Source organism: Curtobacterium sp. 458, assembly GCF_030406605.1.
GTDB lineage: Bacteria > Actinomycetota > Actinomycetes > Actinomycetales > Microbacteriaceae > Curtobacterium.
In genome coordinates this window covers 636,567-661,331 of sequence record NZ_CP129104.1, presented here as the reverse complement: position 1 = coordinate 661,331, position 24,765 = coordinate 636,567, and the positions used below count along the sequence as shown (strand labels likewise).

Annotated in this window: 26 protein-coding genes; 14 read left to right on the top strand and 12 right to left on the bottom strand. The window is 72.1% G+C overall.

Translation table 11 applies throughout. The features are described from left to right. Positions 1–8 precede the first annotated feature (8 nt). Positions 9–689: a hypothetical protein gene (locus tag QPJ90_RS03165; RefSeq protein WP_290133021.1), complete on the top strand. Its 681-nt coding sequence runs from the start codon at positions 9–11 to the stop codon at positions 687–689. An 84-nt stretch (positions 690–773) separates the two neighbouring features. On the opposite strand, the gene QPJ90_RS03160 is transcribed toward QPJ90_RS03165, so the two are convergent. The 4 genes from QPJ90_RS03160 to QPJ90_RS03145 all read right to left on the bottom strand — a co-directional run bounded on the left by QPJ90_RS03160 (position 774) and on the right by QPJ90_RS03145 (position 4,640). Further along, complete coding sequence (locus QPJ90_RS03160; protein ID WP_290133020.1) at positions 774–1,376, bottom strand: DUF1992 domain-containing protein; 603 nt, start codon at positions 1,374–1,376, stop codon at positions 774–776. Between the two features lie 13 nt (positions 1,377–1,389). After that, the gene (locus tag QPJ90_RS03155) at positions 1,390–3,258 is read right to left on the bottom strand and encodes a glycoside hydrolase family 15 protein (RefSeq protein WP_290133019.1); all 1,869 of its coding nucleotides are present in this window, start codon (positions 3,256–3,258) and stop codon (positions 1,390–1,392) included. A gap of 93 nt (positions 3,259–3,351) precedes the next feature. Next, on the bottom strand, positions 3,352–4,113 hold the full coding sequence (locus tag QPJ90_RS03150; RefSeq protein ID WP_290133018.1) for an alpha/beta fold hydrolase: 762 nt from the start codon (positions 4,111–4,113) through the stop codon (positions 3,352–3,354). Then, positions 4,113–4,640, bottom strand: coding sequence for a phenolic acid decarboxylase (locus tag QPJ90_RS03145; RefSeq protein ID WP_290133017.1), 528 nt, complete (start codon positions 4,638–4,640; stop codon positions 4,113–4,115). The genes QPJ90_RS03150 and QPJ90_RS03145 overlap by 1 nt, the downstream gene beginning before the upstream one ends. A 63-nt stretch (positions 4,641–4,703) precedes the next feature. Between QPJ90_RS03145 and QPJ90_RS03140 the strand changes: the two genes are divergently transcribed. The 3 genes from QPJ90_RS03140 (at position 4,704) to QPJ90_RS03130 (ending at position 7,676) form a co-directional block, all read left to right on the top strand. After that, on the top strand, positions 4,704–5,174 hold the full coding sequence (locus QPJ90_RS03140) for a MarR family transcriptional regulator (protein ID WP_290133016.1): 471 nt from the start codon (positions 4,704–4,706) through the stop codon (positions 5,172–5,174). Positions 5,175–5,566: 392 nt separating this feature from the next. Continuing rightward, entirely contained in the window at positions 5,567–6,733 is a 1,167-nt protein-coding gene (locus QPJ90_RS03135) for an RtcB family protein (RefSeq protein ID WP_290133015.1), read from the top strand. Positions 6,734–6,842: 109 nt separating this feature from the next. Beyond that, the gene (locus QPJ90_RS03130) at positions 6,843–7,676 is read left to right on the top strand and encodes a DUF1206 domain-containing protein (RefSeq protein WP_290133014.1); all 834 of its coding nucleotides are present in this window, start codon (positions 6,843–6,845) and stop codon (positions 7,674–7,676) included. Between the two features lie 49 nt (positions 7,677–7,725). Here QPJ90_RS03130 and QPJ90_RS03125 read toward each other — a convergent pair whose 3' ends face one another. Continuing rightward, the gene (locus tag QPJ90_RS03125) at positions 7,726–7,917 is read right to left on the bottom strand and encodes a hypothetical protein (RefSeq protein WP_290133013.1); all 192 of its coding nucleotides are present in this window, start codon (positions 7,915–7,917) and stop codon (positions 7,726–7,728) included. A gap of 173 nt (positions 7,918–8,090) precedes the next feature. Here QPJ90_RS03125 and QPJ90_RS03120 point away from each other — a divergent pair, with 173 nt between their 5' ends. Together QPJ90_RS03120 and QPJ90_RS03115 are read left to right on the top strand one after the other, a co-directional pair. Continuing rightward, positions 8,091–8,963 carry an SMP-30/gluconolactonase/LRE family protein gene (locus QPJ90_RS03120; RefSeq protein WP_290133012.1) on the top strand — a complete coding sequence of 291 codons (873 nt, stop codon included), beginning with the start codon at positions 8,091–8,093 and terminating at the stop codon, positions 8,961–8,963. Positions 8,964–9,033: 70 nt separating this feature from the next. Beyond that, positions 9,034–10,170, top strand: a complete 1,137-nt coding sequence (locus QPJ90_RS03115; RefSeq protein WP_290133011.1) for an alpha/beta fold hydrolase — start codon at positions 9,034–9,036, stop codon at positions 10,168–10,170. A 152-nt stretch (positions 10,171–10,322) separates the two neighbouring features. Here the strand turns inward: QPJ90_RS03115 and QPJ90_RS03110 are convergent, their stop codons facing one another. The 5 genes from QPJ90_RS03110 to QPJ90_RS03090 all read right to left on the bottom strand — a co-directional run bounded on the left by QPJ90_RS03110 (position 10,323) and on the right by QPJ90_RS03090 (position 14,181). After that, positions 10,323–11,516 (bottom strand): FAD-dependent oxidoreductase, encoded by a 1,194-nt coding sequence (locus tag QPJ90_RS03110; protein WP_290133010.1) that lies wholly within the window; start codon positions 11,514–11,516, stop codon positions 10,323–10,325. A 9-nt stretch (positions 11,517–11,525) separates the two neighbouring features. Next, a complete protein-coding gene (locus tag QPJ90_RS03105; RefSeq protein ID WP_290133009.1) occupies positions 11,526–12,326 on the bottom strand; it encodes an SDR family oxidoreductase in 801 nt (266 codons plus the stop codon). Between the two features lie 7 nt (positions 12,327–12,333). Continuing rightward, positions 12,334–12,840: a DNA starvation/stationary phase protection protein gene (locus tag QPJ90_RS03100; RefSeq protein WP_290133008.1), complete on the bottom strand. Its 507-nt coding sequence runs from the start codon at positions 12,838–12,840 to the stop codon at positions 12,334–12,336. Positions 12,841–12,945: 105 nt separating this feature from the next. Beyond that, positions 12,946–13,458, bottom strand: a complete 513-nt coding sequence (locus tag QPJ90_RS03095) for a MarR family transcriptional regulator (RefSeq protein ID WP_290133007.1) — start codon at positions 13,456–13,458, stop codon at positions 12,946–12,948. 165 nt (positions 13,459–13,623) lie between these two features. Beyond that, on the bottom strand, positions 13,624–14,181 hold the full coding sequence (locus QPJ90_RS03090) for an NAD(P)H-dependent oxidoreductase (RefSeq protein ID WP_290133006.1): 558 nt from the start codon (positions 14,179–14,181) through the stop codon (positions 13,624–13,626). A gap of 101 nt (positions 14,182–14,282) precedes the next feature. Between QPJ90_RS03090 and QPJ90_RS03085 the strand changes: the two genes are divergently transcribed. From QPJ90_RS03085 to QPJ90_RS03060, 6 genes are all read left to right on the top strand, one after another. Beyond that, positions 14,283–15,968, top strand: a complete 1,686-nt coding sequence (locus tag QPJ90_RS03085; RefSeq protein ID WP_290133005.1) for an alpha-amylase family glycosyl hydrolase — start codon at positions 14,283–14,285, stop codon at positions 15,966–15,968. 105 nt (positions 15,969–16,073) lie between these two features. Further along, positions 16,074–18,044, top strand: a complete 1,971-nt coding sequence (locus tag QPJ90_RS03080; protein ID WP_290133004.1) for a hypothetical protein — start codon at positions 16,074–16,076, stop codon at positions 18,042–18,044. A 120-nt stretch (positions 18,045–18,164) separates the two neighbouring features. Further along, complete coding sequence (locus QPJ90_RS03075; protein ID WP_290133003.1) at positions 18,165–18,821, top strand: DUF308 domain-containing protein; 657 nt, start codon at positions 18,165–18,167, stop codon at positions 18,819–18,821. Next, positions 18,818–19,081 carry a hypothetical protein gene (locus tag QPJ90_RS03070; RefSeq protein ID WP_290133002.1) on the top strand — a complete coding sequence of 88 codons (264 nt, stop codon included), beginning with the start codon at positions 18,818–18,820 and terminating at the stop codon, positions 19,079–19,081. Before QPJ90_RS03075 ends, QPJ90_RS03070 begins: the two co-directional genes overlap by 4 nt. 132 nt (positions 19,082–19,213) lie before the next feature. Continuing rightward, positions 19,214–19,753: a sigma-70 family RNA polymerase sigma factor gene (locus QPJ90_RS03065; RefSeq protein ID WP_290133001.1), complete on the top strand. Its 540-nt coding sequence runs from the start codon at positions 19,214–19,216 to the stop codon at positions 19,751–19,753. After that, positions 19,743–20,528, top strand: coding sequence for a hypothetical protein (locus QPJ90_RS03060; protein ID WP_290133000.1), 786 nt, complete (start codon positions 19,743–19,745; stop codon positions 20,526–20,528). The genes QPJ90_RS03065 and QPJ90_RS03060 overlap by 11 nt, the downstream gene beginning before the upstream one ends. Positions 20,529–20,646: 118 nt before the next feature. On the opposite strand, the gene QPJ90_RS03055 is transcribed toward QPJ90_RS03060, so the two are convergent. Next, entirely contained in the window at positions 20,647–21,558 is a 912-nt protein-coding gene (locus tag QPJ90_RS03055) for a LysR family transcriptional regulator (RefSeq protein ID WP_290132999.1), read from the bottom strand. Positions 21,559–21,606: 48 nt separating this feature from the next. Between QPJ90_RS03055 and QPJ90_RS03050 the strand changes: the two genes are divergently transcribed. Both QPJ90_RS03050 and QPJ90_RS03045 read left to right on the top strand, forming a co-directional pair. Then, a complete protein-coding gene (locus QPJ90_RS03050; protein ID WP_290132998.1) occupies positions 21,607–22,869 on the top strand; it encodes an MFS transporter in 1,263 nt (420 codons plus the stop codon). A gap of 126 nt (positions 22,870–22,995) precedes the next feature. Further along, the gene (locus QPJ90_RS03045) at positions 22,996–23,604 is read left to right on the top strand and encodes a hypothetical protein (RefSeq protein WP_290132997.1); all 609 of its coding nucleotides are present in this window, start codon (positions 22,996–22,998) and stop codon (positions 23,602–23,604) included. Positions 23,605–23,815: 211 nt separating this feature from the next. Here the strand turns inward: QPJ90_RS03045 and QPJ90_RS03040 are convergent, their stop codons facing one another. Beyond that, positions 23,816–24,730, bottom strand: coding sequence for a cation diffusion facilitator family transporter (locus tag QPJ90_RS03040; RefSeq protein WP_290132996.1), 915 nt, complete (start codon positions 24,728–24,730; stop codon positions 23,816–23,818). Positions 24,731–24,765 lie beyond the last annotated feature (35 nt).

Here is a 24,765-nt window from a genome sequence, read left to right as displayed (position 1 = left end):
GCATCATCATGCGCAAGAGCCTGAAGACCTCGATCACCCTCGCCACGACCGGCGCGCTCGTCCTCGGTGGCGCCGCGTTCGGTGTCGGCGCCGCGAACGCGTCGACGCCCGCGATCCACACCGTCTCCTCCAGCTCGTCGAAGATCCCGGCGCCGGTCGCGTCGGTGCCCGAGGTCCTCGGCGGCTCCACGGCGGTGAAGCTCGACTCGGGCTTCACCGACGCGCTGACCGCGCTGAAGCTCACCCCTGGGGTGTCGGGCAACGCCAAGCTCGAGGACGGGTCGGTGTCGTTCCCGATCACGGCCGGTTCGGTGACGTACTGGAACCCGGACGGCTCGTACCGTCCGTACGTGCAGGGGCTGCTCAACCACGACGACTCGGGGCTGACGCTCAAGGCCGGTGACACGACGGTGACGCTGGAGAACTTCGTGGTGAACCCGGGGTCGTCCAAGCTCTACGGTGACGTGCTGGTCAACGGCAAGGTCGCCGCGGCGAACGCGTACCTGTTCGAGCTCTGGGGCGGCACCCTCAAGCCGCTGCAGCTCGAGGGCGACAACGCGATCCTGACCGGCACCACGGTCCACGTCTCCGAGGACGCCGCGGGTCTGCTGAACAAGACGTTCGGCACCGACGCCGTCAAGCGTGGCCTGCTCGTGGGCACCGCGACCATCACCGCCAAGATCAAGTAACACCCGGAACGACTCCGAGAGCGTCGTCCCCGACAGGGGACGGCGCTCTCGTGCGTGTGGGCCGGCCTGGAGGCGCAGATCACCTCAGCGACGACGGCGCCACCAACGAGGTTGCCGGGTGTCGGACGCCGCAGCCCGTGCGGCCGCCGCGGCCGCGTCGGACGCGGCTCGAGCCTCCCGACGGGCGTGCCACGCCGACACCGCTGCATCGACGTCGCGGAGCGGTGTCACCACGGGCGGGCCGCCGAGCAGCTGCCGTCGAGCTTCCTTGACCCGGGCGTTGAAGTCCTCGAGGACGTCGCGGACATCGCCCTCCGTCGAGAGCGCGTCGAGCTGGTCGTCGAGCTCGGCGTCCTCCTTCCGGAGCGCGAACGCCGGCGGCGCGATCCCGCTGATCTGTTCCCGCTCGATCTTCGAGCGGATCCACCAGTCGGGGTCGTGGCGGCCGTCGTTCGAGGGGAGCGGCTTGCCGTGGTACGGGTTGCCCTCGAACACGCCGCGGCGCTCGGCCTCCTCGATGAGGGCCCGGGCGTGCTGCCCGACGTCCTTCGCCTGCAGCAGCCGTCGCTCCTCACGGACCTCGTCCGGGTCGAGGGACCCGCGCTCGATCTCGCTCTCCACGAGCCGCTCGTACCGGTAGCGAGCGGCGCGTCGGAGTCGGTCCATGCGTGCGTCGACGTCGTTCATGACCCCTCCATGATCACGCTGTGCGGTCGGACCCGCCAGTGTCGTCCCCGTCCGCCGAGTCGCTGTCAGCCGTCTCGGCACGGACCTCCTCGATGGTGAGCGCGGCCTGGATCAGTGCGAGGTGCGAGAGCCCCTGCGGCAGGTTCCCCATGAAGGAGCCGTCCTCGCTGATCATCTCGCTGTACAACCCGACGTCGTTCGCCTGCGCGACCATCGCGTCCATGAGCCCGGCCGCGTCGTCCACCCGCCCGGTGCACGCCATCGCGGCAGCGAGCCAGAACGAGCACGCGACGAACGGCGACTCCTCCTGCTCCATGCCCGAGTACCGGTAGACGAGCGGACCGCGCTGCAGCTGCTCCTCGATCGCGCGGATCGTGGACGCCATGCGCGGACCGCGGTCGAAGGCGCTCATCGCGTGCAGCAGGATCGAGGTGTCGAGCTTGTCCGAGCCCGGGTACATCACGTAGTACCCGCGTTCCTCGTCCCAGCCGTGCTCGGCCACCCACTGCTCGATGAGCTCGCGGTTCTCGACCCACTTGTCCCGCGGGCCGTCGATCATGCCCGCGTCGTGCAGCTCGGCAGCGGCGTCGAGGGCCTGCCAGCAGCCGATCTTGCTCGTGACGTAGTGCTGCGTGTCCTGCAGCTCCCACATGCCGGAGTCGGCTTCCTCCCACCGGTGGCACGCGTCGTCCGCGAGCCGTTCGAGGACGGCGGCGGTCTTGCGGTCGAGCACGTTCCCGGCGCGGACGTACTGCCGCAGGATCTCGAAGACGTCGCCCCAGACGCCGAGCTGGAGCTGGTCGCCGGCGCGGTTGCCGATCGTCACCGGCCCGATGCCCTGCCACCCCGGCACGTCGCGGTCCTCGACGCCGTCGCTCTTCGACCCGTCGAGCTCGTAGAAGATCGGCATCGACGAGTCGTGCTCGGCGATGGTCCGCATCACCCAGGACACCGCCGCGTGCGTCTCCTCGCGCAGCCCGAAGCGGGTGAGGGCGTGCACCGTGTACGACAGGTCGCGGACCCAGGCGAAGCGGTAGTCCCAGTTCTTCCCGCCGGTGCGGTCCTCCGGGAGGCTCGTGGTCGGCGCCGCCGCGATCGCCCCCGTGGGGGAGTAGATGAGCAGCTTGAGGGCGAGGGCGCTCCGCTGCACGGCGTCAGCCCACGGCCCGTCGTAGTGGAAGGCCTCGGACCAGGTCGCCCAGTTGTCGATCGTGCGGTCCATCGCGGCGAGGGCCGCCTCGGGCTTCGGCATGAAGATCGGCTCGTCGTGGGTGCCGACGATCGTGAGGATGTGCTTCGAGCCCTCGGTCGCGGTGAACCGGCCGGAGAAGCGCGGCCCGTCGTCGTGCACCGGCTCGAAGCCCTGCTCGACGATCGCGATCGTGATGCCGTCGACGCCGATCACGGCGCCGTTCGCGGTGTCGAGCCGCTTCGGCTCAGTGGTGCCCAGCAGCGTGCCGGGCACCACGGCCCACTCGAGCTCGACCGACCCGCGGACGCCCTGGACACACCGGGCGACTTCGGCCCACGGCAGCCGACCGGCGACACCGGTGACCATCGCGTCGGACACCGTGACCTGCCCGGAGGGCGTGGTCCACGTCGTGACGAGGACGTTCGTGCCCGGCAGGTACTCGCGGGAGACCTCGGCGTCGCCGACCGGCCGGAGTGCGACGTGCCCGCCGTGCTCGGCGTCGAGGATGCTCGCGAACACCGGCGGTGAGTCCATCGACGGGATCGGGAGCCAGTCGATCCGACCGTCGAGCGCGATGAGGGCCACCGTGCGCCCGTCACCGACGGCGCCGTAGGACCGCAGGGGCACGTACCCGTCGGTGCGTTCCTCGTTCTCGGTCGCATCAGGGGTGTCCCGGGTCCGCTCGCTCATGGGCCCAGCCTGCCCCGGCGGTGGTGGCGACCATCAGCCGGACGTACCCCGCTGTGGAGACCCGAGTCGTGCCTCCAGGCAGTGCAGGAGCCGTCAGGCGACGTCGGCGAGTCCCGTCGACGCCACCAGGCGGTCGAGGAGGAGCCGCCGGAACGGCACGGACGACCACCCGTGATCGGCGCCCTCGACCGGGGTGAACGCCGCCCCGGGCAGGACCTCGCCGTAGCGCTCGCCGTAGGACAGCGGCACGATCTGGTCCGCCGTACCGTGGAACACCTCCGCCGGACCGGTGTAGCGGTCGATCCCCGCGTACACGTCGAGCCCGGCGGTCACCTCGTCGATGAACGCCGTACCGAGCGCCATCCCACCAAAGTCGAAGAAGCCCTGCTCGCGTGCCGGCGCCAGCGGCTGTCCCTGGATCTCGTCCTTGCTCGCGATGTCGTCGACGACCACGCCGGCGGGTGACCACAGGGTCAGTGTCGCGACGAGGTCCGGCTCGCGTGCGGCGGCGAGGGCGGACTCGACGGCTCCGAGGCTGTGCGCGACGACGTGAACGGGGCCGTCGACGTCCGCGGCGAGCGTCCGGACCATGGTCGTGACCTGCTCGACCTCGTCGCCGATGGTGATGTCCGCGAAGTCGCCGTCGCTCGTTCCGTGGCCGAGTCGGCTGTACGAGCGGACCGCAGCGCCGTGGTCGGCGAGCCGTCGTGCGGTCTGGACGAGGAGCTGCTGCCCGCCGGTGTCCGTGCTGCCGAACCCGTGCACGAGGAGCGCCGCCGGGCGCCCGGGCTCGTCGGCGCCGAGCTGCCAGCCGCGGAGCGTCCGGCCGTGGTGCTCGAGACTGATCGGCTCCATCAGTTCGTCCGGTCCGCGAAGCCGGCGGGGAGGTCACCGGGGGCGGTGTCGACGACGGTCTCGTCGTCCTCGCCGACGTGCTCGAACAGCGTGATGTACGCGAACTCCGGCACGACGTAGATCGGGTAGGTGGGGCCCTGGTCGCGGTACTCGCGCATGCGGTCGAGGTGGTCGTTCTGGAAGAGCACCGTCTTGCTGCCGTCCTCCTCGACCCAGTGCGGGAAGAAGATCGTGCCGTGCAGCACCCGCTCGCCCGGGACGACCGTCACCACGACGCTCGTGCCCGTGGGTTCGTTCCACGAGACCTTGTAGACACCGGCGGTCAGCGCCACGAGGTCGACGTGCTGGTCCTTGACCCAGCGGCCGCCGACCATGCCGGAGTGGATTCGGTAGTCGATGGTCGTCGCGTTCTTGACGTACATCTCGTACCGCCAGCCGTTCGCGTACGTGTAGATGAACCGGTGTCCGACGATGCCCGAGAGGTCCTGCTCGGGCACGGGGTGTTCGACGCTCGTCGTGATCTGCATGCGTCGAGTTTGCTCCAGTGATGCGTTTGTTGCACACGTATTTCCGGTGAGTACCCTGGGAGGGTGACGATCAGTCCGAGCGACCCCGACCTGCCGGCAGTCGCGCGTCGGCTGAGCGCCGAGGTCGGCCCGTTCCGACGGTCGCTCCTCAACACCGCGCGACGCTCCGTCGACCTGCCCGACATCCCCGACGCGCAGATCGAGGTCCTCCGACGGCTCGACGTCGACGGGTGGTCGAATCCGACGGCGCTCGGCCGGGCGCTCGGGCTCGCGCGCTCGACCGTCAGCAACCTCGTCGCCGCGATGGAGCGCGACGGGCTCGTCGAACGGCGGCTCGCGCGCGGTGACGGGCGGAGCACCGAGGTCGGGCTGACCGACCTCGCACGGCAGCGGCTCGCGGTGTACGACGCCTCGGCGGAGCGCGTGCTCGTCGCCGCGATGGAGGCCCTGTCCGACGGTGAGCGGCGGGTGCTGCGGGACGCGGGACCCGCGCTGGAGCGGCTGCGGCAGCAGCTCGAGACGCGAGCGGACTGAGCCGTGCCAGGGCGTGTCGCCCTTGCGCACCCCGGGCGTGTCGCACTACTGTCGTGCTCCTGCCCACCGGCAGGACCGCCCGTCCCGGGCACCACGGAAGGACCGCGCATGCGCGCCGTACGGCACCTCGAACAGCGGGTCGAGCCCACGCTCGACACGCTCGTCGTGCTGCCCGGACGGCAGTACGCGAGCCAGTCCCTCCGCAACCCCGCGTAGGCACGCGACCGTCACCCGACGCCCCGCGTGCCCACCCGGCCCGGGGCGTCCTCCTCCTGCTCTCCGCGCACGGTCCACCCTCGGGGCGGACCCGTCCGCCCGCAGCGTCGTCGTCCCGGACCGCCACCGAAGGCCGTCACCACGGCCGCGACACCGTCACGGAAGCGAGACGAACGATGCAGAAGATCACCGACCGATTGCTCAGCTGGGCCTCGGTGCTCGAGGAGAACACCGAGCAGCAGGCCCGCACGACGGCGCGGATGCCGTTCGTGTTCCCGCACCTGGCACTCATGCCCGACGCCCACCTCGGCCTCGGCGCCACCGTCGGCTCGGTCATCCCCACCCTCGGCGCGGTCATGCCGGCGGCCGTCGGCGTCGACATCGGCTGCGGCATGATCGCCGTGCGGACGCAGTTCAACGCGGCCGACCTGCCGTCCGACCTGCGGACGCTCCGCGAGCAGATCGAGCGGGCGATCCCGCTGTCCGCCGGCGCTGCGAACCGGAAGATCGTCGCCACGGCCGAGCCGCGCATCGCCGAGCTCGAGACCCTGGCCGAGGCCGCCGGCTTCGACCCGGCACGCGCGCACGGCGGGTGGCGGAACCAGCTCGGCACGCTCGGGTCCGGGAACCACTTCATCGAGGTGTCCCTCGACGAGGCGGACCGGGTCTGGCTGTTCCTGCACTCCGGCTCCCGCGGGGTCGGCAACAAGATCGCGCAGCGGCACATCGCCGTCGCGAAGAAGCTGATGCAGCGCTGGTGGATCGAGCTCCCGGACCGCGACCTGGCCTACCTCGTCGAGGGCACCGCCGAGTTCGACCGGTACATCGCCGAGCTCCGGTGGGCGCAGCACTTCGCCCTGCTCAACCGCGAGGAGATGATGGACCGCGTCGTCCGCCAGCTGGCCGAGGTGCTCGGGACCGGGGTCGACGAGCAGGAGCGGATCAACTGCCACCACAACTTCACGCAGCGCGAGACGCACTGGGGGAAGAGCGTCTGGGTGTCCCGCAAGGGTGCGATCCAGGCGTCGGCCGGACAGCCCGGGCTCATCCCCGGGTCGATGGGCACCGCGTCGTACGTCGTGGAGGGGCTCGGCAACAAGCCCTCCCTCGAGTCGTCGCCGCACGGCGCCGGCCGACGGTTCTCACGGTCCGCGGCCCGGAAGGCCTTCACGCACGACGAGCTGCGGGCGGCGATGGCCGGCATCGAGTACCGGGACACCGACGCGTTCCTCGACGAGATCCCGGCGGCGTACAAGGACATCGACCAGGTGATGGCGGACGCCGCGGACCTGGTCCGCGTCCGGCACACACTCCGGCAGGTCGTCAACGTCAAGGGCGACTGACGGACGGGAGGCCCGTGGCGGCGCCGCCACGGGCCTCCCGGCGGCAGGCGGACCGGTCCGGCGACCGCGCCGCCCGGACACGGCGGCGGCGGACGGGCACGCTGGATCGATGAGCGGAACGGCGGAACGAGCGGTCGAGGACGCCGGGCGACAGGCCCGACGGGTGGCGGACAGCCGCTGGTTCGAGCTGCTGGCCCGCGGCGGCTTCATCGGCAGCGGTGTCGTCCACCTGCTGATCGGGTACCTCGTCGTCCTGCTCGGGATCGGCAGCGCGGCCGGCGGGAGCGAGACCGACCAGTCCGGGGCGCTGCAGCAGATCGAGCGTGTCCCCGGCGGGGTGTTCCTGCTCTGGGTCGTCGCGGTCGGGACGGCGGCGCTCACGATCCGGCTCGTCGTCGAGGCCGTCGTCGGCGGTCGGAGCGACAGCGCCCGCGCATGGGGTGCCCGGGCGAAGAACGCCGGCAAGGCCATCGTGTACGGGGCGGTCTCGGTGTCGGCGGTGCAGTACGCGATCGGCGCCGGGACGAGCTCGAGCGGTTCGTCGAGGAGTGCTGCGGCGAAGGCACTCGCGACGCCGGGTGGGGTGTTCCTCCTGCTCCTCGTCGCCGCCGTGGCGATCGGCATCGGCGTCGCACTGGTCGTCGAGGGGGCCCGGCGCTCGTTCTGGAAGCAGCTCGTCCGGCCCCGTCAGCCGATCGAGCACGCCGTGACGGTGCTGGGGGTCGTCGGGTACGTCCTCAAGGGCGTCGCGGTGATCGCCGTCGGCGTGCTCGTCGCCGTGGCGGCGTTCCGGAGCGACCCGGACCAGGCGACCGGGCTCGACGGCGCCTTCGACGCGCTGCGCGGCGTGCCCGGTGGGACGGTCGTGCTCGTCGTGATCGGCATCGGGTTCGTGGCGTTCGGCGCCTACAGCTTCTTCCGCGCCCGGTACGCCCGCCTCTGAGGCAGCGGGCGGTCGTCACGGGGGCAGGTCTCCACTCGGGCCCGGATCGCTACGAGGGTTCGTCTTCGACCGGGTCGGCGGGCTGGGACGTCTCCCTCGGTTCCATCCCGGACGCGAAGAACTCCCCGACCGACACCGCGAGTCCGACGGCCGTCCCGACGACGATCGCGGCGCTGCCGACGGCCACGTACACCCAGTCGCCGAGGCGTGTACGGAGGGACGGTCGTGGCTTCGGCGTCATGGGCCCCCTCCTGTCGTCGGGACGTCCCGGACGATGGAAGCCCAACGATCCGCTCGTCGCGCCGCGGGGGCAAGCCGTCCGGACCAGGAACCGGGTGAGAGTCCGCACACCTTGTCGGACGGGCACGGAGCTTGTTGGACGGGCACGGAGCCGACCGCCGGTAGGCAGGACCGATGGACACCGTGACCACCGGACCCGTGACGGTCTTCTGCGACGACAAAGCCGTGCTCGCCGAGAGCATCGTCTGGAGCCCGGAGGAGCAGGTCCTCCGCTGGACGGACATCACCCTCGGCACGCTCACCACCGCCGCTGCCGACGGCACGGTCCGGAGCGTCGTCCCGCTGCCGCCGCCCCTCGCGAGCTTCCAGCCCCGGGCCGCGGGTGGGTTCGTGGCGGCCCTCGGGGACACCGTGGTGCTGACGGGCCCGGACGGCGCGGTCGAACGCGAGCTCGTGCACGTGCAGCACGCGACGCCCGGCATCCGGTTCAACGAGGGCAAGTGCGACCCGTTCGGCCGCTTCGTCGTCGGCAGCATGGACCTCGGTGGCGAGGACCCGGCCGGGGCGCTGTACGCGGTCGAGCCAGACGGCTCCGTCCGGACGCTGCGTGGCGGGTTCGGTGTCGCGAACGGCTTCGAGTGGACGGCGGACGGCTCCGCGATGTTCGTCACGGACACGAGCACGTCGACGATCTACCGCGCGTCCTACGGTCCGGACGGGCAGCTCGGCGAACTGGTGCCGTTCATCAGCGGGGCCGCGCACGACGGCCTCGTGCGGGACCACGAGGACTGCCTCTGGACGGCGGTCTACGGCGCGGGCCGGGTCGAGCGGTGGGGGCCGGACGGAGCACACCTCGAGACGGTGGAGGTCCCTGCCCCGAACGTGACCTCGGTGGCGTTCGGCGGCGAGGACCTGTCGACGCTCTACGTCGGGACCGCGCGGGAGAACCTCGCGGAGGAGGACCTGGAGCACCACCCGCACTCGGGCGCGGTGTTCGCGGTGCCGACCCGCGTGCACGGCTTCCCCGCGTACACGTTCAGCGGCTGACGGGGTGGGGTCCGCCGGGCGGACCGCCACCGCGGGTATCCTGGGCGACCGTTCGACCCGAGGAGACACCGTGGACGACGACCGCACGCCGCACGACCGCACCACGCACGCCGCCGACCGCGCTGCCCGCACTCCCGACCGCGCTGCTCACGCACCCGACCCGGCGAGCCGCCTCGCCGAGGCCGAGGACGCCGACGTCACCGTCGAGGTCGACCGCATCGCCGTCGACGGCACCTACGTCCGCGTCAGCTCCATCGGTGAGCCGGGCGACCGCGCCTTCGTGCTCGTCGCCGGACTGGGCATCGCAGCGACGTACTACGAGCGGCTGGCACCGCACCTCAACGAGAACGGTCCGGTGCACGCCCTCGACCTGCCCGGCTTCGCGGGCGTGCCGCACTTCCGCGGCAAGGTGTCGATCGAGCGCTACGCGGACGCCGTCGAACGGGTCATCGACGAGCTCCGGCTCGAGGACCCGGTGCTCGTCGGCCACTCGATGGGCACCCAGGTCGTGACGGAGGTCGCGGCCCGCCGTCCGGGCATCTCCGACCTCGTGCTCATCAGCCCGGTCGTCGACTCCCGCGCCCGCACCGTTCGGCAGTCGGCGTTCCGGTTCCTCCGGTCGACGGTGCACGAGCCCGCGGCGGTGCGCTGGCACGGCATCACCGCGTACGTGCTCTGCGGATGGCACTGGTTCTCGAAGGTGCTGCCGCGGATGATCGCGTTCCCGATCGAGGAGCGCGCCGCCGAGGTGCAGGCCCGGACGCTGATCGTGCGCGGCGAGCACGATGCGATGGTGCCGCGCGACTGGGTCCGCCGTCTCGCGCGGGTGTTCCCGTACGCGGTGCTCCGCGAGGTCGTCGACGGCGCGCACTCGGTCATGCACGCACAGGCGGACGCGGTCGCGCGGCTCGCGGTGGACCACGTCGCCGGTCGCATCCCCGACCGCGGGGTGTCCTCGCTCCAGCGGGTGCGCGACGACTCGACGTCCTCGGACCTCTCCCGGCTGAGCCCCGGGGACGCCTGGCTCCTCGTGAAGTCGCGCTTCATCGAGCTGTTCGGCATGGCGCGGAACGACGACGAGGCGCTCGAGGCCGCGAAGTCCGCGCACGCGGTCGCGATGGCGGACGGGGACGGCGTCCCGGTGGACCCGGCCGACCGACGCGAGGTGGTCGACGAGGTCGCCCCCGAGGCGCGCGACGCGCGCTGACGCCCAACGCGACCGACGGCCGGACGGGAGCGCGCCCCGCTCAGCGGCGACGCGGAGCGTCGCGCGCGGCGCGCCGAACGCGACTGACGGACGGACGGGAGGCGCGGTGCCAGCTGGCACCGCGCCTCCCGTCCGTCGGTCGGTCCGGCCCGTCAGGGCTGGATGCGTCCGATGAGCATGTCCGGCGTGAGCGAGTGGGCATCGGCGAGCACCTTCCGGGCCTCGTCGGTCTTGTCCCACACGTTCCAGAGGAGGACACCCTTCACGACCTGGTCGTCGTCGAGGTAGTAGACGACGCCGGTCACGGTCGGCTCGCGCCAGTCCTCGACGGTGTGGAGTGACGAGGTGACCTGCCCCACGGCCTCGTAGCCCATGTCGAACACGTCCGAGTAGAACATCGGCGTGTGGTCGTAGGTCTCGTCGGCGTCCGCGAGGTTCCGCCCGGCCTGCCGGCCCTGCTGCTGCGCGTTGTCGACGTGCTCCACGCGGCGTGTGCCGAGGATCCGGTCCGGGTACTCGGCCACGTCGCCCGCGGCGAAGACCGACTCGTCGTCGGTCCGGAGCGTGGAGGACACCAGGATGCCGTCCCGGACGGTGAGCCCGGCATCGGTGGCGAGCTGCGTGACCGGCTCGATGCCGAGGCCCACGACGACCGCGTCGGCCTCGACCGTCGATCCGTCGTCGAGCGTGAGCACGACACCGTCGGCGGTCTGGGTGCCCGACTCGACGCGGCGACCCAGGCGGAGGTCCACCCCGGCGTCGACGAACCGCTGCTGGAACGCCCGGGCGAGGTCGTCGGGGAACATTCTTCCGCCCACGACCTCGTCGGGGTCCACGAACGTGACCTCCGCCCCGTTCTGCGAGATGCCCGCCGTGATCTCGGTGCCGATGTAGCCACCACCGACGACGACCACGTGCGCGCCGGCGTCCGCGAACTCCCGGAGCTTCCGGTAGTCGGCGGCGCTCCGGTAGTCGAGCACGCGGTCGGAGGGCTCGAGTCCATCGAGTCCTCGTGGCTTGCCGCCGGTCGCGATGAGCAGTCGCTCGTACCCGTGGGTGTCGCCCTGGTCGGTCGTGACGGTCTTCGCGTCGCGGTCGATCGACGTCACCCGGGTGCCGAGCACGAACGTGGCGCCGGTCTCCTCGGTGTGGAGGTCGACCTTCTCGTCCCAGCTGAACTCGGGGTCGGTCCACAGCTTCTTCGAGAGCGCCGGCCGGGCGTAGGGCCGGTCGACGTCCTCGCTGATGATCCCGATCGACCCGTCGGCGTCGAGTTCGCGGATGCCGCGCGCAGCGGAGTCCGCGACCATCCCGCCGCCGACGATGAGGTACCGGAAGTCGGTCATGTCGTGCTCCTAGATCGTGGCGACCGAGCCGGAGTCGACCCGGTAGTTCGCGCCATTGACGAAGCTCGCGAGGTCGGAGCAGAGGAACGCGACGACGTTCGCGACCTCCTCCGGTTCCCCGCGGCGTCCGAGTTCCATGTACGGGCGTTCCTCGTCGAGGAACGACGAGACGGCCTCGTCGAACGACGTCCCGAGTTCCTTCGACCGCTTGTCCATCATCGCGTCGGTCATCGGCGTGTGGATGAACGCCGGGCTGACGCAGTTCACGAGCAGGCCCTCAGACGCGTAGCTGCGCGAGAGGCCCTTCGCGAACGAGAGGACGCCGGCCTTCGCAGCGCAGTACGGCAGTTCGTCGTCGTACGGCTGCGAGGCGTCCTCGGACACCAGGTAGACGATGCGACCCCAGCCGCCGCTCCGTAGGTCGGAGATGAACTCGCGCGTGATCCGCACCGGCCCCATGAGGTCGATGTCGATCGTGTCGAGCCAGCCCTGCTCGTCGATCTCGTGGAACAGCCCCTGGGCGCCGGTGACGCCCGAGGACTGCACGAGGATGTCGATCTCGCCCACGGCCTCGCGCACCCGGTCGTGCAGGGCGGCGAGGCTGTCGGCCTTCGTCACGTCCGCGGCGAAGGCGAACAGTTTGCCGTTCGGCGCCTCGAGCTGGTCGGCGCTGGTGTCCAGGCGGCTCTGGTCGAGGTCGGTGACGACGACGGTCGCGCCCTCGGCGAGGAGGATCCGCGCGGTGTTCCAACCGATCCCGGAGTCCCCGCCGAAGACGAGCGCGGTCTTGCCCTGGATGCCGAGGTCCATGCGCTGCTTACTCGTGGTCGGAAGCGCTCGCGACCGCCGGTGTGGTGGCCGAGGCCAGCGGCGTGCTGGGGGAGCGGTTCTCCGCGGAGACCATCCAGGCCAGCTGCTCGAGCCGCTCGATGAAGCCGTGCAGCAGGTCGGCGGTGGTGGGGTCTTCCTCGTCGACCTCGTCGTGCACGTCGCGCATGGTGCCGGTCGCCTGGTAGAGGCGCAACGTGATCTCGTCGATCGCGTCGTGCGTCAGGATCTCGCCGTCCGGGAAGGCGTCGAGGTGGGTCGAGGCGGCGATGGTGGCCGAACGGCCGTCCGGCACCACGTACAAGGCGCGCATGCGCTCCGCCATGTCGTCCGCGAACTCGCGCGCGGCGTCGACGATCTCGTCGAGCTGCAGGTGGAGGTCACGGAAGTTCGTGCCCAGGATGTTCCAGTGGGCCTGCTTGCCCTGGAGGTGCAGGTCGATGAGGTCCACGAGGACCGCCTGGAGGTTCTTGGCGAGCTTGTCCGATGCGTGCATGATCGGCTCCTTCCACGTCGGTGACCACTCCGGTCTACGCGGGGTCGCCTCAGTGCTCCCTGGTCGTCCGTCCCCCGGGCTCGCTCCCCGGACGTCCGGGCGCGTTCAGTGCGCGGCGACGGGGTCGACCTGGTCGACCGCGCTGCGCATGTCCTCGAGGAAGCGCGCCACGACGCGCGCGTCGTCGGCGGGCAGGCCCTCGGCGATCGCCATCATGCGGCGGTGCATCACGCCGAGGGTGGCGCGGACCTCTTCGTCGGTCTCGGTGGTCGGCACGATGACGAGGGCCCGGCGGTCGGTGGGGTGCGGTTCACGACGGACGTGGTTCGACTTCACGAGGCGGTCGATGAGGATCGTCGTCGAGGCGGACGAGATCTTGAGGTACGCCGCGAGGTCCTTCGGGCTGACCTGGCGCCCGGAGCGCTGGGCCTGGAGGAGGAACCGGACCGCGAGCAGGTCGGTCTCGCCCATGCCCATCGAGTCACGGGTGCGTCGGCGCATCGCGGTCTCGGCGGAGCGGTAGCGACGCAGGGCGTTGAGGACGGCGACGCCGCGCTGCGTTGCGTCGTCGTCGGGGAACCAGTACCCGGACGCCTCGGTGATCTCCTGCGTGGACATGCGGGACAGCGTAACCCGTCTCCTTACTAGAGCGTCTAACGACTCTGTGGATGGGGGACAGGCGCATGCGTCCGCATGCTGTGCTGGAGACGGACTGGAGGCGCGGTGCGGGCTGGCACCGCGCCTCCAGGCTGCAGACGGTCGCGTCGGGGCGACCCGCGATCGCTACGCGGCGACCGGCTCCGCGGCGGTCGCTGCGAGCGCGCGCAGTGCGCCCTGCACGAGCGAGACGACCTCGTCGTCCTCCTTCGGGTGCGTCTCGGCGAACCGGACGACCGACTGCGGGATGGCGACCTTGACGTCCTCGAGGACCTTCGCGCCGGCGATGCCGGCGACCTTGCGGGCGTCGTCGTGCGCCCAGACCCCGCCGTACTGCCCGAACGCCGAACCGATCACGGCGAGCGGCTTGCCGGAGATGGGCGAGGCGCCGAACGGACGCGAGGCCCAGTCGAGCGCGTTCTTCAGCACGGCCGGGATCGAGCCGTTGTACTCCGGCGTGACGAGGAGCACGCCGTCGGACGCGGCGAGGGCCTCGCGGAACGCGACGGCGGCGGCGGGCGGGGTGTCGCCGTCGATGTCCTCGTTGTAGAAGGGCAGGTCGGTGATCGCGTCGTACGTGGAGAGCTCGACGCCCTCAGGAGCGTGCTGCTCCGCTGCCTCGGCGAGCTTGCGGTTGATGGAGCCGGCGCGGAGGCTGCCGACCAGGACCAGGACGTTCGTCATCAGCGTTCCCTTGTTCGTTGACGGAAAGGTGTCACGTACAACCAATCAGGTCACCGGGGCCGCTATTCCCGTGCGCAGCCGGCGTCGGTATCGTCGGCCGCGTGAGCACCCCGAGGACGCCCGCCAGCACGCCCCGCACCCCCGATGCCGACTGGTGGCGTGACGCCGTCGTCTACCAGGTCTACCCGCGGAGCTTCGCGGACGCGGACGGCGACGGGCTCGGGGACGTGGCAGGGATCACCTCGCGGGTGCCGTACCTCGCCTCGCTCGGCGTGGACGCGGTGTGGCTCTCGCCGTTCTTCCCGTCGCCGCTCGCCGACGGCGGCTACGACGTGGCCGACTACCGGGCGGTCGACCCGCGGCTCGGGACGCTCGACGACTTCGACGCGTTCCTCCGTGCCGCGCACGAGCACGACCTCCGCGTGATCGTCGACATCGTGCCGAACCACACCTCCTCGGCGCACGCGTGGTTCGAGGCAGCGCTCGCCGCGCCGCCCGGTTCCCGGGAACGTGCTCGGTACGTCTTCCGTGAGGGCGCGGGGGAGTCCGGCGAACTCCCGCCGAGCGACTGGGTGTCGAACTTCGGTGGCAGCGCCTGGACGCGCGTGCCGGACGGGCAGTGGTACCTGCACCTGTTCGCGCCGGAGCAGCCGGACCTCGACTGGTCGAACCCCGAGGTGCGGGCCGACTTCGAGGAGACGCTGCGGTTCTGGGCGGACCGCGGGGTGGACGGGTTCCGTGTCGACGTCGCCCACGGCCTCGCGAAGGACCTCTCGACGCCGTACCGCCCGTCGAACGAGCAGGCGTTGCCGCTCGACGGCTCCGACCCGCTGTACGACCGCGACGAGGTGCACGAGATCTTCGAGGGGTGGCGCCTCGTGCTCGACGAGTACGACCCGCCGCGGGCCGCCGTCGCCGAGGCATGGGCCCCGGCGCCGCGTCGCGTGCTCTACGCCCGGCCGACCGAGCTCGGACAGGCGTTCAACTTCGACCTGCTCGAGGCCCCGTTCGACGCCGAGGTGTTCCGGACGATCATCTCGCGGAACATCGCAGCGGCGGAGGAGTCCGGTGCGTCCTCGACGTGGGTGCTCTCGAACCACGACGTCGTCCGGCACGCCACCCGCTACGGCCTGCCCGAGGGGACCGACACCGACGCCTGGCTCATGACCGACGGCACGACGCCGGCGCTCGACCGGGAGCGCGGGCTCCGGCGGGCACGGGCCGCGACGGTGCTCCTGCTCGCCCTGCCCGGTTCGACCTACGTGTACCAGGGCGAGGAGCTCGGGCTGCACGAAGCGCCCGCGATCCCGCACGACGAACTCCAGGACCCGAAGTGGATCCGGACCGGGCACACCGTGAAGGGCCGCGACGGCTGCCGTGTACCCATCCCGTGGACCACGTCGGGGCCGTCGTTCGGGTTCGGTGCCGTGGCGCCGCACCTGCCGCAGCCGGAGGACTTCGGGGCGAGTTCGGTGGAGGCCGAGGACGGCGAACCCGGGTCGACGCTGAGCCTGTACCGTGCAGCGCTCGCGGAGCGGGGCCGACTGCAGCGCGGCGAGGAGCTGACGTGGGTCGACGGTGCGACGGCGTCCGCGGCTTCGGTCGCGTCTGGGTCGGCGGCTGCGTCCGTCGTCGCGTTCGACCGGCACGACGGGTGGCGGTGCGTCATGAACTTCGGGACGGAACCGGTTCCGCTGCCCGCGGGGCGGGTCCTGCTCGCGTCCGGGCCCCTCGGCGACGGGCTGCTCCCCGGGGAGACGACGGTCTGGGTGGACCCGGCCCGCTGAGCGCGCGTCCGCGCCGTTCCTGCACAGGCGCCGCGCTGAGCGGGTCCGTCCACCGACCGGCCGACGGACCCTCGGCGGCCGTGCCCTGCTCGCGACGATCGGGGCATGACAGAACCCAGCACCACCAGATCTCGGATCCTCCGACGGCTCGTGGGGACGGCGAGCGTGTGCACCGCCCTCGCCGTGCTCGCCGCCCCCGCTCTCGTCTCCGCCTCCTCGACCGCCGCCGAGCTCACGTTCCCCTACGACCACCGGTTCACGTCGCCCGCAGGCGGTTCGCTGCACGGCGACGCGACGATCACCGACGGTCGTCTGCGCCTCACCACGGACGACCGCAAGCAAGCGGGAGCGTGGTCGACCGACGACACGTTCCCGTCCGACACCGGGCTCGAGATCGAGTTCACGTACACGATGCACACCGCGAAGGACGATCCCGGCGCGGACGGCCTCCTGCTCTTCCTCGCGGACGGGGCCGCTCCCCAGGGCGTCGGCTCGTTCGGCGCCGGGCTCGGCTACACCTGTCGGAAGGAGTCGACCGAGGGCGGCAGCCGGCAGTGCGACCTGCCCGGCGTCCCCGGCGGCTTCGCGGCCGTCGCGCTCGACCACTACGGCAACTTCTCGGCGCGCATCAACGGTTCGGGCCCAGGAGCGAGCCCGCAGCACGTGGTCATCCGCGGCTCCGGCGACGGGGTCGAGGGCTACCGCTACATCGCCGGGGCGCCCGCGCCGACCGGGGTCCTCGCACCAGCTGACGAACCACGGCGCGTCCGGATCACGCTGCTGCCCGGCGACGCCGGTGAGCTGACGATGAGCGTCCGCCTGCAGGAGGGGGACGAGATGCGGCCCGTCCTCGCGGACGTCCCGCTGCACGGGGACGGACAGGCACCCCTGCCCGCGACCCTGCGGCTCGGCTTCTCCGCCGCGACCGGCAGCCACGTCAACGTCCACGAGATCGAGGAGTTCTCCGTCCGCAAGCCTGCCGACCTCGCCGTCGAGCAGGACCTGCCCGCGCAGCTCGCACCCGGCGCAGCGGTCGAGTACACCGCGACCGCGCGGAACGTCGGTGTGAACGCGAGTGCGCCCAGCGCGTTCGCCGTGGACGTCCCGGACGAGCTGCAGGACGTCACCTGGCGGTGCGCCGGGGCCGACGGTGCCGCGTGCGGAACGGCGTCCGGCACCGGCGACGTTGGCACCGACCTCGACCTGCCCCGGGGCTCGGCCGCGGCCGTCACGATCAGCGCCACGGTGGCCGAGCAGGCCGCGGGGACGCTGGAGAGCACCGCGACGATCGCTGCCGCGCCCTCCGTGTCGGACGTCGACGAGTCCGACAACACCTCACGCGCGACGGCGACGGTGGACGGCGTCGCACCGGTCGCCCACGTCGAGACGGACAAGCGCGTGGCCCCGGCCGACGGCGTCGAGCCCGGCGACGAGGTCGAGTACACCGTGACGGCCCGCAACCGGGGTCCTGCCGTCGCCGAGCACGTCGGCGCCGTGGACGTCCTCCCCGGACCGCTGCGCTTCACCGGCTCGCCGGACGACTGCGCCGCCGAGGGGCAGACGGTCACGTGCCACTCCGGACGCTCGCTCGCGGCGGGGGAGACCACCGCGTTCCGCATCCGGGCCGAGCTCGACCCGGACTACCGCGGCGACGGCTCCGACATCCCGAACGTGGCGACGGCCACGTCACCGACCGACCCCGACGGTGGTGACGAGTCGGAGGAGGTGGTCATCGGCGTCGTCGATCCGGCCGGCCCGGAACCGTCCGTGTCACCGCAGCCGTCGGTCTCGCCGGAGCCCACCGGCACGCCGACCGACGGTGACGGCCGACCCGGAGCCGACCGATCGCCCGTCGCGGCGCCGGACGGGTCCGACGCTCGTGCCGGTGGACCAACGGCGCTCGCGTACACGGGTGCTGCGGACCTCGCGATGGTCGCGGCGCTCGCCGGGGTCGTGCTCGCCGCCGGAGGCGCCTGCTGGTGGCTCGCGCGTCGGCGGCACCGCCTCGTGACCGGCGCCACCGACCGGGTCCCGGCACCCGGTGTCGGCTCCGGGTCGGACGTCGATCCGGTCTGATCGGGCGCGGCCGCCCGACCGGGTTCGAGCATCCTCAGCGCGGACGCCCGGCCCCGGTCGGGCGTCCACCCCGCCGGCGGTAGGATCGACCGTACGATCCGCATGCCTGAAAGAGGTCCTGTGTCCGACTCCGTGGACGACGTCTCCACCATGGACGACGCCACCCGTCGCGCACGGTACTGGCCGATCCCGGTCCTTCGGGCCGTCCCCGCTGCGGTCGTCGCGCTCGTGATCACCTTCTCCTCGAACCACGCCGCCGGCTACGGTCTGCTGCTGTTCGGCGGGTACGCGGTGGTCGAGGGCATCGTGCTGGCCGCCGGCTCGCGTCGACTCGACGGCGACGGGCGCGCTCGCCGGTCGACCCTCGCGCAGGCGATCATCGCGGTCCTCTGCGGGATCGCCGCGCTGGTCCTCAACGGCGGCGGTCTCCCCGCGTTCATCACGATCGTCGTGGCGTTCGCGGTCCTCACCGGCGCGCTCGAGCTCACACAGGGACTGCGCGCCCGCGGCCGGTCTCCGTTCGCCCGCGACTGGACGACGGTCGGCGGCCTGACCCTGCTGCTCGCCATCGCCTTCCTCGTGACCCCGCCCGACTACTCGAAGCAGCTCGGTGGCATCGACGAGGCCCAGGGCACCCTCGACGCGCCGATCATCCTGGTCGGCCTGCTCGGCGCCTACCTCGCCGTCACGGCGGTCTTCCACGTGATCGCCGGACTCTCGCACAAGTGGGGCACGGCCGCTCCGGCAGCCGCCCCGGACGGAGCACCACACGCATGACCACCCCCAGCCGCCGCGACCGTCTGCGCCCGGCCGAACTCCTCGGCATCTCGGCGATCATCGCCGTGTTCGTCGCGCTGGTGGTCCTCATCTCGACCCGTGAGCCTCACCTCGCCGTCATCTTCCTCGGTGTCGCGTTCATCGTGGTCGTCGTCGTGCTCGCGATGCTCCAGCTGGCGTCCACCAGCGACCAGGACGACAACGACATGCTCGGTGGGCACAAGACCCCGGGCGAGAGCGACGGCGACGACTTCCACTGACCGCAGGCGTCCGGCCCCGTCCTGGGTCGTGACCGGTCCGTCCCGACACGCCCGGACGCTCGATCCGGACACTGCGCTGTCATGATCGCGGGTCCTGCCGACACTCCTGGTCGAAGGAGGTGGGATGTGGACGTGGAGACGAGGACCGAGACGGACGAGCAACTCGTCCGGGCGATCGGGCACGGCGACCAGCAGGCGCTCGCGAGGGCGTTCGACCGGTACGCGGCCACCCTCACCCGGTACGCCTGGGCCGTCGTCGAGAGCCGCCCGGACGTCGAGGAGGCCGTGCAGGACAGCTTCCTCACCCTCTGGCAGCGTGCGTCGACCCTCGAGCTGCCGGCCGACACGATGTTGCCGTGGCTGCTCGTCGTCTGCCGGAACCACGCGCTCAACGTCGGTCGGAAGCAGGCGCGACGCCGCGGGGTCGAACTCCCGGAGGAACTCCCGGCACCCGATGACCACGCGGAGGCCGCCGAGCGACTCCGCTGGGTCCGTGACGAGATCGCGGCCCTGCCCGAGACCGACCGACGGATCTGCGAGCTGTGCCTCCTCGAGGGACACTCCTACGCCGAGGCGGCACAGCTGCTCGGCCTGAGCGTCGGTGCGGTCACCCAGCGGGTCGCACGGTCCCGCGCACGACTGCGGAAGGCGGTGATGCACGATGAACACTGAACCCCCCGAGGGAGACGACCTCCAGCGGATGCTCGTGGCGATGAAGCAGAACGTCCTCGAGCGCGCCACCCCGCGTTCCCGGCGTCGCCGCATCCGTCCGGGCATCGCGATCGGTGTCGTCGGGCTGCTGGCGCTCGGGACCGCATCGGGCGCGGTCGCGGTGTCGCTGTCCCAGCAGGACCAGCCGGTCGCCGCACCCACCGCGACGCAGGAGCCCGCGCCGGCTCCGTCTGCGACCACTCCGACGTCCGCGCCGATCACGACGACCCCTGCGCCCCGCCCGACACCGACGAGCACCGCGACGGCGGCGAGCGAGCCGGACGTCCGGATCCCGGGAGACTGCTACCTCCTCGTCCCCGATGCCGACTACGCCCGCTTCTTCGGCGCTGCTCGGCAGACGTCCACGATCTGGACGGCCGACGGCGGCGAACGCGAACCGGACGGCAACGACCGCATCCAGAAGCTCCGCGACCCGGCGGAGTCGCTCGCCTGTGGGTGGCAGAACGAGGGCGTGGCGGCACACATCAGTGTGACGGTCCGACCGGTGACGTCGGAGCTCAACGAGTACGCGGCGAGCAACGTCGACAGCTTCGATCCGACGTGCGTCGACCGTCTGGGGGGTCGGGCGTGCACCTACCGTCCGGGGACGGACAGCGGTGTCGACGTGACCGGTACCTACTTCACCCGCGGGAACCTCGCGATCGAGATCGTGCAGACCGACTTCCCGACGAACGGGCTCCTGCCCGCGATCGTCGGGGAGATCTGGGGGGACTGACGGCCTGGAGGCGCGTGGCGGCGCCGTGCCGTCTTCCCTCGCAGGCTCGGTCAGCGCGGCACGCGCAACGCTGGAGCGTTGCCACCGAGCGTGCCGCGCCAGTCCGTCGGTCGGGTGACTACCCGACGCGCGCCGCGACGATGTCGCGGGCCAGCGTCTGCGTCGCGCGGTTCGGCTCCGGGGCGGTGCGCATCGCGAGGCCGATCCGCAGCGGCGGTACGTCGTCCTCGAGTTCGAGCACCGCGCCCTCGTGCCGCACCCCCGAGTCCGGCACCACGCCGACCCCGAGACCGGCGGCCGCGAACCGGACGACCGCCGGCATGTCGTTCATCTCCGCGACGATCCGGCGCCGGATGCCGCGCTGCTCGAGTGCCTGGTCGAGGATCACCCGGTTGCCGAACCCGTGCGCCGTGTCGACGAACGGTTCGTCGGCGAGCTCCGCGAGTGACACCGACGCCCGACCGGCGAGGGGGTGGTCCGGCGCCGTGAACACCCGGAACGGCAACTCCCGCAGCGGCTCGACGACGACACCGCTCGGCGGGTTCGGCAGACCGGAGTACGCGAGGTCGATCCGCCCCGCCACGAGGTCCTGCACGAGTCCGGTCGTCCCCGACGGCGACGTCATCAACTCCACCGCGACGAGCGGGTGCCGCTGCCGGAACCGTCGCAGCACCCCCGTGAGGTCCACGATGTCCATGCTCGTGAAGATCCCGAGCCGCACCCGTCCGCGCAGGTCGGCGTCGTCCACCGTCGCGAGGTCGCGCATCCGGTCGAGGGACTCCAGCACGGCCCGGGCGTGCGGCAGCAGGTCCTCACCCGCGGTCGTGAGCACGAGGGTGCGGCCGGTGCGATCGAACAACCGGACGCCGAGCGACCGTTCGAGCGACGCGAGGCCGGCGGACACCGTCGACTGCGCTGCCCAGAGGCGTTCGGCCGCACGGGTCACGCCACCCTCGTCGGCCACGGCGACGAACTGTTCCAGCAGGCGGGTCTCCATGACCCGATCATCGACCAGATCGATGGTGATCATCAAGAGCGTCCGTTGGACTCGATGCTCAACGAGGCAGAGGATCGGACCATGTCAGTCATCGAGCACAGCACGGGATCCGTCCGGACGACCCGGGTCGCCCCCGCCCCGCGCGGTCGGCGGGCCCACACGCGACGTCGACACGGCGCCGGCTTCTGGGCCGTCGCGTTCGCCTTCCTCTCGGTGATGGCCTTCGCGACCGTCCCGGCGCCCCTGTACGTCATCTACCAGGCGCGGGACGGCTTCCCCACGATCACGACGACCGTGGTGTTCGCGGCGTACGGCGTGGGCGTCGTCGGCTCCCTCTGGCTCGCCGGACACCTCAGCGACGTCCACGGGCGGAAGCCGCTCATCCTCGTGTCGATCGCGCTCGAACTCCTGGCGGCGGTGCTCTTCCTGGTGTGGAACGACGTCACCGGGCTGGTGGTCGCGCGGCTGGTGACCGGCCTCGGCGTCGGTACCCTGACCGCGACGGCGACCGCGCACCTCGGCGAGCTGCGGGTCCGGGCGACCGGCTCCGAGGCGTCCGCGAAGGGTGCGAGCGTCGCCGCCGGAGCCGTCAACCTCGGTGGGCTGTCCCTCGGTGCCCTCGTCGGTGGCGCGCTGGCCGAGTTCGTCGGACAGCCCCTCATGGTCCCGTACGTCGTCTTCGTCGTCGCGCTGACGATCGCGTTCGTCGTGGTGCTCGTCGCGCCCGAGACCGTCGACCGCCCGGCGTCGCGGGTGTCGTACCGCCCGCAGCGCCTGCAGGCCCCCGAGGGCAAGGGTGCTGCGTTCTGGGCAGCCGGCACGGGGGCGTTCGCGGCGCTCGCCGTCCAGGGCCTCTTCACCTCGGTCGCGCCGACGTTCCTCGCCACCACGTTCCACGTGACCGACCGGCTCGCGGCGGGCGCGACCACGTTCGGGGTGTTCGCCGCGAGCGCCCTGAGCCAGCTCGTGTTCGCCCGGCTCTCGCAACGGGGGCAGATCCGGCTCGGCGTCGTGCTCCTCGTCAGCGGGCTCGCGGTGCTGGCCGTGGCCGCCGTGCTCCTGCAGGTCGGGGGCTTCATCGGCGGCGGGGTCGTCGCGGGTGCTGGCGTCGGGCTGCTCTTCCGGGCGTCGATCGCCAGCGCGGGCGCCCTCGTGGGGCCGGAGCGTCGGGGCGGGGTGCTCGCGGCGACGTTCCTCATCGCGTACGCGGGCCTCACCGTCCCGGTGGTCGCGGTCGGCGCAGCTCTGCTGGTGCTCCCGACGATCGTCGTGCTCGTCGGGTACGTGGTGCTCGTGGCCGTGCTCGCGGTGTTCGCCGGGCAGCGGCTCGCGGCGCGGGCGTAGTCGACACGGCCCGTGACGCGGGCCCGGCCGACGCGGGAGGTCGGCGGGTCGGAAGGTCGGCAGGTCGCCGGGTCGGCGGGTCCGACCCGGCCTGGAGGCGCGGTGCCGGTCCGGCATACTGTCCGCATGTCCCAGAAGCGTCGCCGGTCCGTCATCACCGGTGTCGCCGCCGTGGTCGCCGCCGGGCTCCTCGCGGGCGGGCTCGTGCTCACCGCGGAGCGCGGCGTCGACGAGCCGGTCCTGGACGGAGGCGCCGCGTCCGGCGGTCCGTCGACCCCGGGGGCCACGCTGCCGAGCGACGGCGTCGTGGTCATCACGCGCGACGGCCCCGACCTGCCCGGTGCGGACGTCCTCGACCGGTGCGAGACCGACGGCCGACAGGTCGTGGCGCAGTACGACACCGACGCCCTCGGCCGCGTCGTCCTCCAGTGCGGCAACTCCGGGCAGGGCTACGAGCACATCCGGGCCCGGCACGACCAGGACTGGACCGACGTCCTCGGCGGGCGGGGTTCGCGCGACTGGGACGACGCCATGCTCACCGCGGTCCGGACAGCGCTGACGACCCCGCGCTCGGGCTACCCGCAGGACGCCGGCGACGGCAAGGTCTGCTTCGCCGCGCCGGTGTCGTTCGACGACGGATCACGCCCCGAGCGCGAGCCCTTCGTCAAGGTGATCGTCTCCGCGACGACGGACCGCGTCATCACCGCCTACCCGACCCGCACCGACGGCTGCTGACCCGCGCGTCCCGCGCCGCCCGGGTGTGTGCACGAAACGCGCGCGTTCCGACGACGCACCCGTCGTTCGACACGTGCATCGTCGCTCTGTGCTCCCGCATCGACGTGCCAGGAACGCGTGCGACGAAACTCGCCGAGATCGACGCGCGGGACGTCGGGACGCGCGCGTTTCGTGGCAAGCGGGAACCCGGCGGGACGCCCGGGTGCGCGGGCTAGGCGTGCACCTCGTGCTCGTGCCGGCGGTGCGACGCGGGCTCGAGCTGGAACGTCGAGTGCTCCACGGGGACGTCGAAGTGCTGCGCCACGCACTGCTGCAGCTCGTCAAGGATGCGCGGCGCGTGGGCGGTCGAGAAGCAGTGGTCGTCCACCACGACGTGCGCGGTGAGGTTCGGCACGCCCGTCGCGACGAGGGTGGCGTGCAGGTCGTGGACAGCGATGACGTGGTCGAGCTCGAGGATGTGGCCGCGGACGGCGTCGAGGTCGAGGCCCGGCGGCGTCGACTCCAGCAGCACGTTCGCGGTCTCGCGCAGCAGCCGGAGCGCCCGCGGCAGGATGAGCAGCCCGATCAGGATCGCCGCCACCGAGTCCGCACGCTCCCACCCGGTGACCATGAGCACGACCGCCGCGAGGATGACCGCGACCGAACCGAGGGTGTCGTTCAGCACCTCGAGTCGGGCGGCCCGTGAGGTGAAGCCCTCGCCCGAGGCCCGGAGCAGCACCGCGTAGGCCACGAGGTTGCCGACGAGTCCCACCACGCCGAAGACGAGGAGCGGACCCGAGTGGATCTCCGCCGGGACGAACAGCCGCTGGATGGCGGAGATGATCACGAAGACACCGACCGCGAGCAGGATGGCGGCCTGGGCCGTGGCGCCGAGCACCTCGGCACGCTGGTACCCCCACGTGCGCTGTGCCGTCGGGCTCCGCCGGGCGAGCCGGGTGGACACGAGGCCGATGCCGATCCCGCCCGTGTCGACCACCATGTGCCCGGCGTCGACGAGCAGCGCCAGTGACCCGGTGACCACGGCGCCGACGACCTCGGCGAGGAGGATGCCCGCCGAGATGCAGAACGCGACGAGCAGGGCACGCTCCGAGGCGTGTCCGTGCGTGTGCCCGTGGTCGTGTCCCATGCCGACATCGTAGGAGCCGCGACCGACGGCGTGCC

Excerpts from the sequence above, each read along its gene's own strand:
- QPJ90_RS03110 (WP_290133010.1), bottom strand. The coding sequence starts at position 11,516 with ATGACCGACTTCCGGTACCTCATCGTCGGCGGCGGGATGGTCGCGGAC.
- QPJ90_RS03145 (WP_290133017.1), bottom strand. The coding sequence starts at position 4,640 with ATGCAGATCACGACGAGCGTCGAACACCCCGTGCCCGAGCAGGACCTC.
- QPJ90_RS03070 (WP_290133002.1), top strand. The coding sequence starts at position 18,818 with ATGACCACCCCCAGCCGCCGCGACCGTCTGCGCCCGGCCGAACTCCTC.
- QPJ90_RS03060 (WP_290133000.1), top strand. The coding sequence starts at position 19,743 with ATGAACACTGAACCCCCCGAGGGAGACGACCTCCAGCGGATGCTCGTG.
- QPJ90_RS03165 (WP_290133021.1), top strand. The coding sequence starts at position 9 with ATGCGCAAGAGCCTGAAGACCTCGATCACCCTCGCCACGACCGGCGCG.
- QPJ90_RS03100 (WP_290133008.1), bottom strand. The coding sequence starts at position 12,840 with ATGCACGCATCGGACAAGCTCGCCAAGAACCTCCAGGCGGTCCTCGTG.
- QPJ90_RS03090 (WP_290133006.1), bottom strand. The coding sequence starts at position 14,181 with ATGACGAACGTCCTGGTCCTGGTCGGCAGCCTCCGCGCCGGCTCCATC.
- QPJ90_RS03155 (WP_290133019.1), bottom strand. The coding sequence starts at position 3,258 with ATGAGCGAGCGGACCCGGGACACCCCTGATGCGACCGAGAACGAGGAA.
- QPJ90_RS03160 (WP_290133020.1), bottom strand. The coding sequence starts at position 1,376 with ATGAACGACGTCGACGCACGCATGGACCGACTCCGACGCGCCGCTCGC.
- QPJ90_RS03055 (WP_290132999.1), bottom strand. The coding sequence starts at position 21,558 with ATGATCACCATCGATCTGGTCGATGATCGGGTCATGGAGACCCGCCTG.
- QPJ90_RS03045 (WP_290132997.1), top strand. The coding sequence starts at position 22,996 with ATGTCCCAGAAGCGTCGCCGGTCCGTCATCACCGGTGTCGCCGCCGTG.
- QPJ90_RS03150 (WP_290133018.1), bottom strand. The coding sequence starts at position 4,113 with ATGGAGCCGATCAGTCTCGAGCACCACGGCCGGACGCTCCGCGGCTGG.
- QPJ90_RS03080 (WP_290133004.1), top strand. The coding sequence starts at position 16,074 with ATGACAGAACCCAGCACCACCAGATCTCGGATCCTCCGACGGCTCGTG.
- QPJ90_RS03125 (WP_290133013.1), bottom strand. The coding sequence starts at position 7,917 with ATGACGCCGAAGCCACGACCGTCCCTCCGTACACGCCTCGGCGACTGG.
- QPJ90_RS03040 (WP_290132996.1), bottom strand. The coding sequence starts at position 24,730 with ATGGGACACGACCACGGGCACACGCACGGACACGCCTCGGAGCGTGCC.
- QPJ90_RS03105 (WP_290133009.1), bottom strand. The coding sequence starts at position 12,326 with ATGGACCTCGGCATCCAGGGCAAGACCGCGCTCGTCTTCGGCGGGGAC.
- QPJ90_RS03135 (WP_290133015.1), top strand. The coding sequence starts at position 5,567 with ATGCAGAAGATCACCGACCGATTGCTCAGCTGGGCCTCGGTGCTCGAG.
- QPJ90_RS03130 (WP_290133014.1), top strand. The coding sequence starts at position 6,843 with ATGAGCGGAACGGCGGAACGAGCGGTCGAGGACGCCGGGCGACAGGCC.
- QPJ90_RS03050 (WP_290132998.1), top strand. The coding sequence starts at position 21,607 with ATGTCAGTCATCGAGCACAGCACGGGATCCGTCCGGACGACCCGGGTC.
- QPJ90_RS03120 (WP_290133012.1), top strand. The coding sequence starts at position 8,091 with ATGGACACCGTGACCACCGGACCCGTGACGGTCTTCTGCGACGACAAA.
- QPJ90_RS03095 (WP_290133007.1), bottom strand. The coding sequence starts at position 13,458 with ATGTCCACGCAGGAGATCACCGAGGCGTCCGGGTACTGGTTCCCCGAC.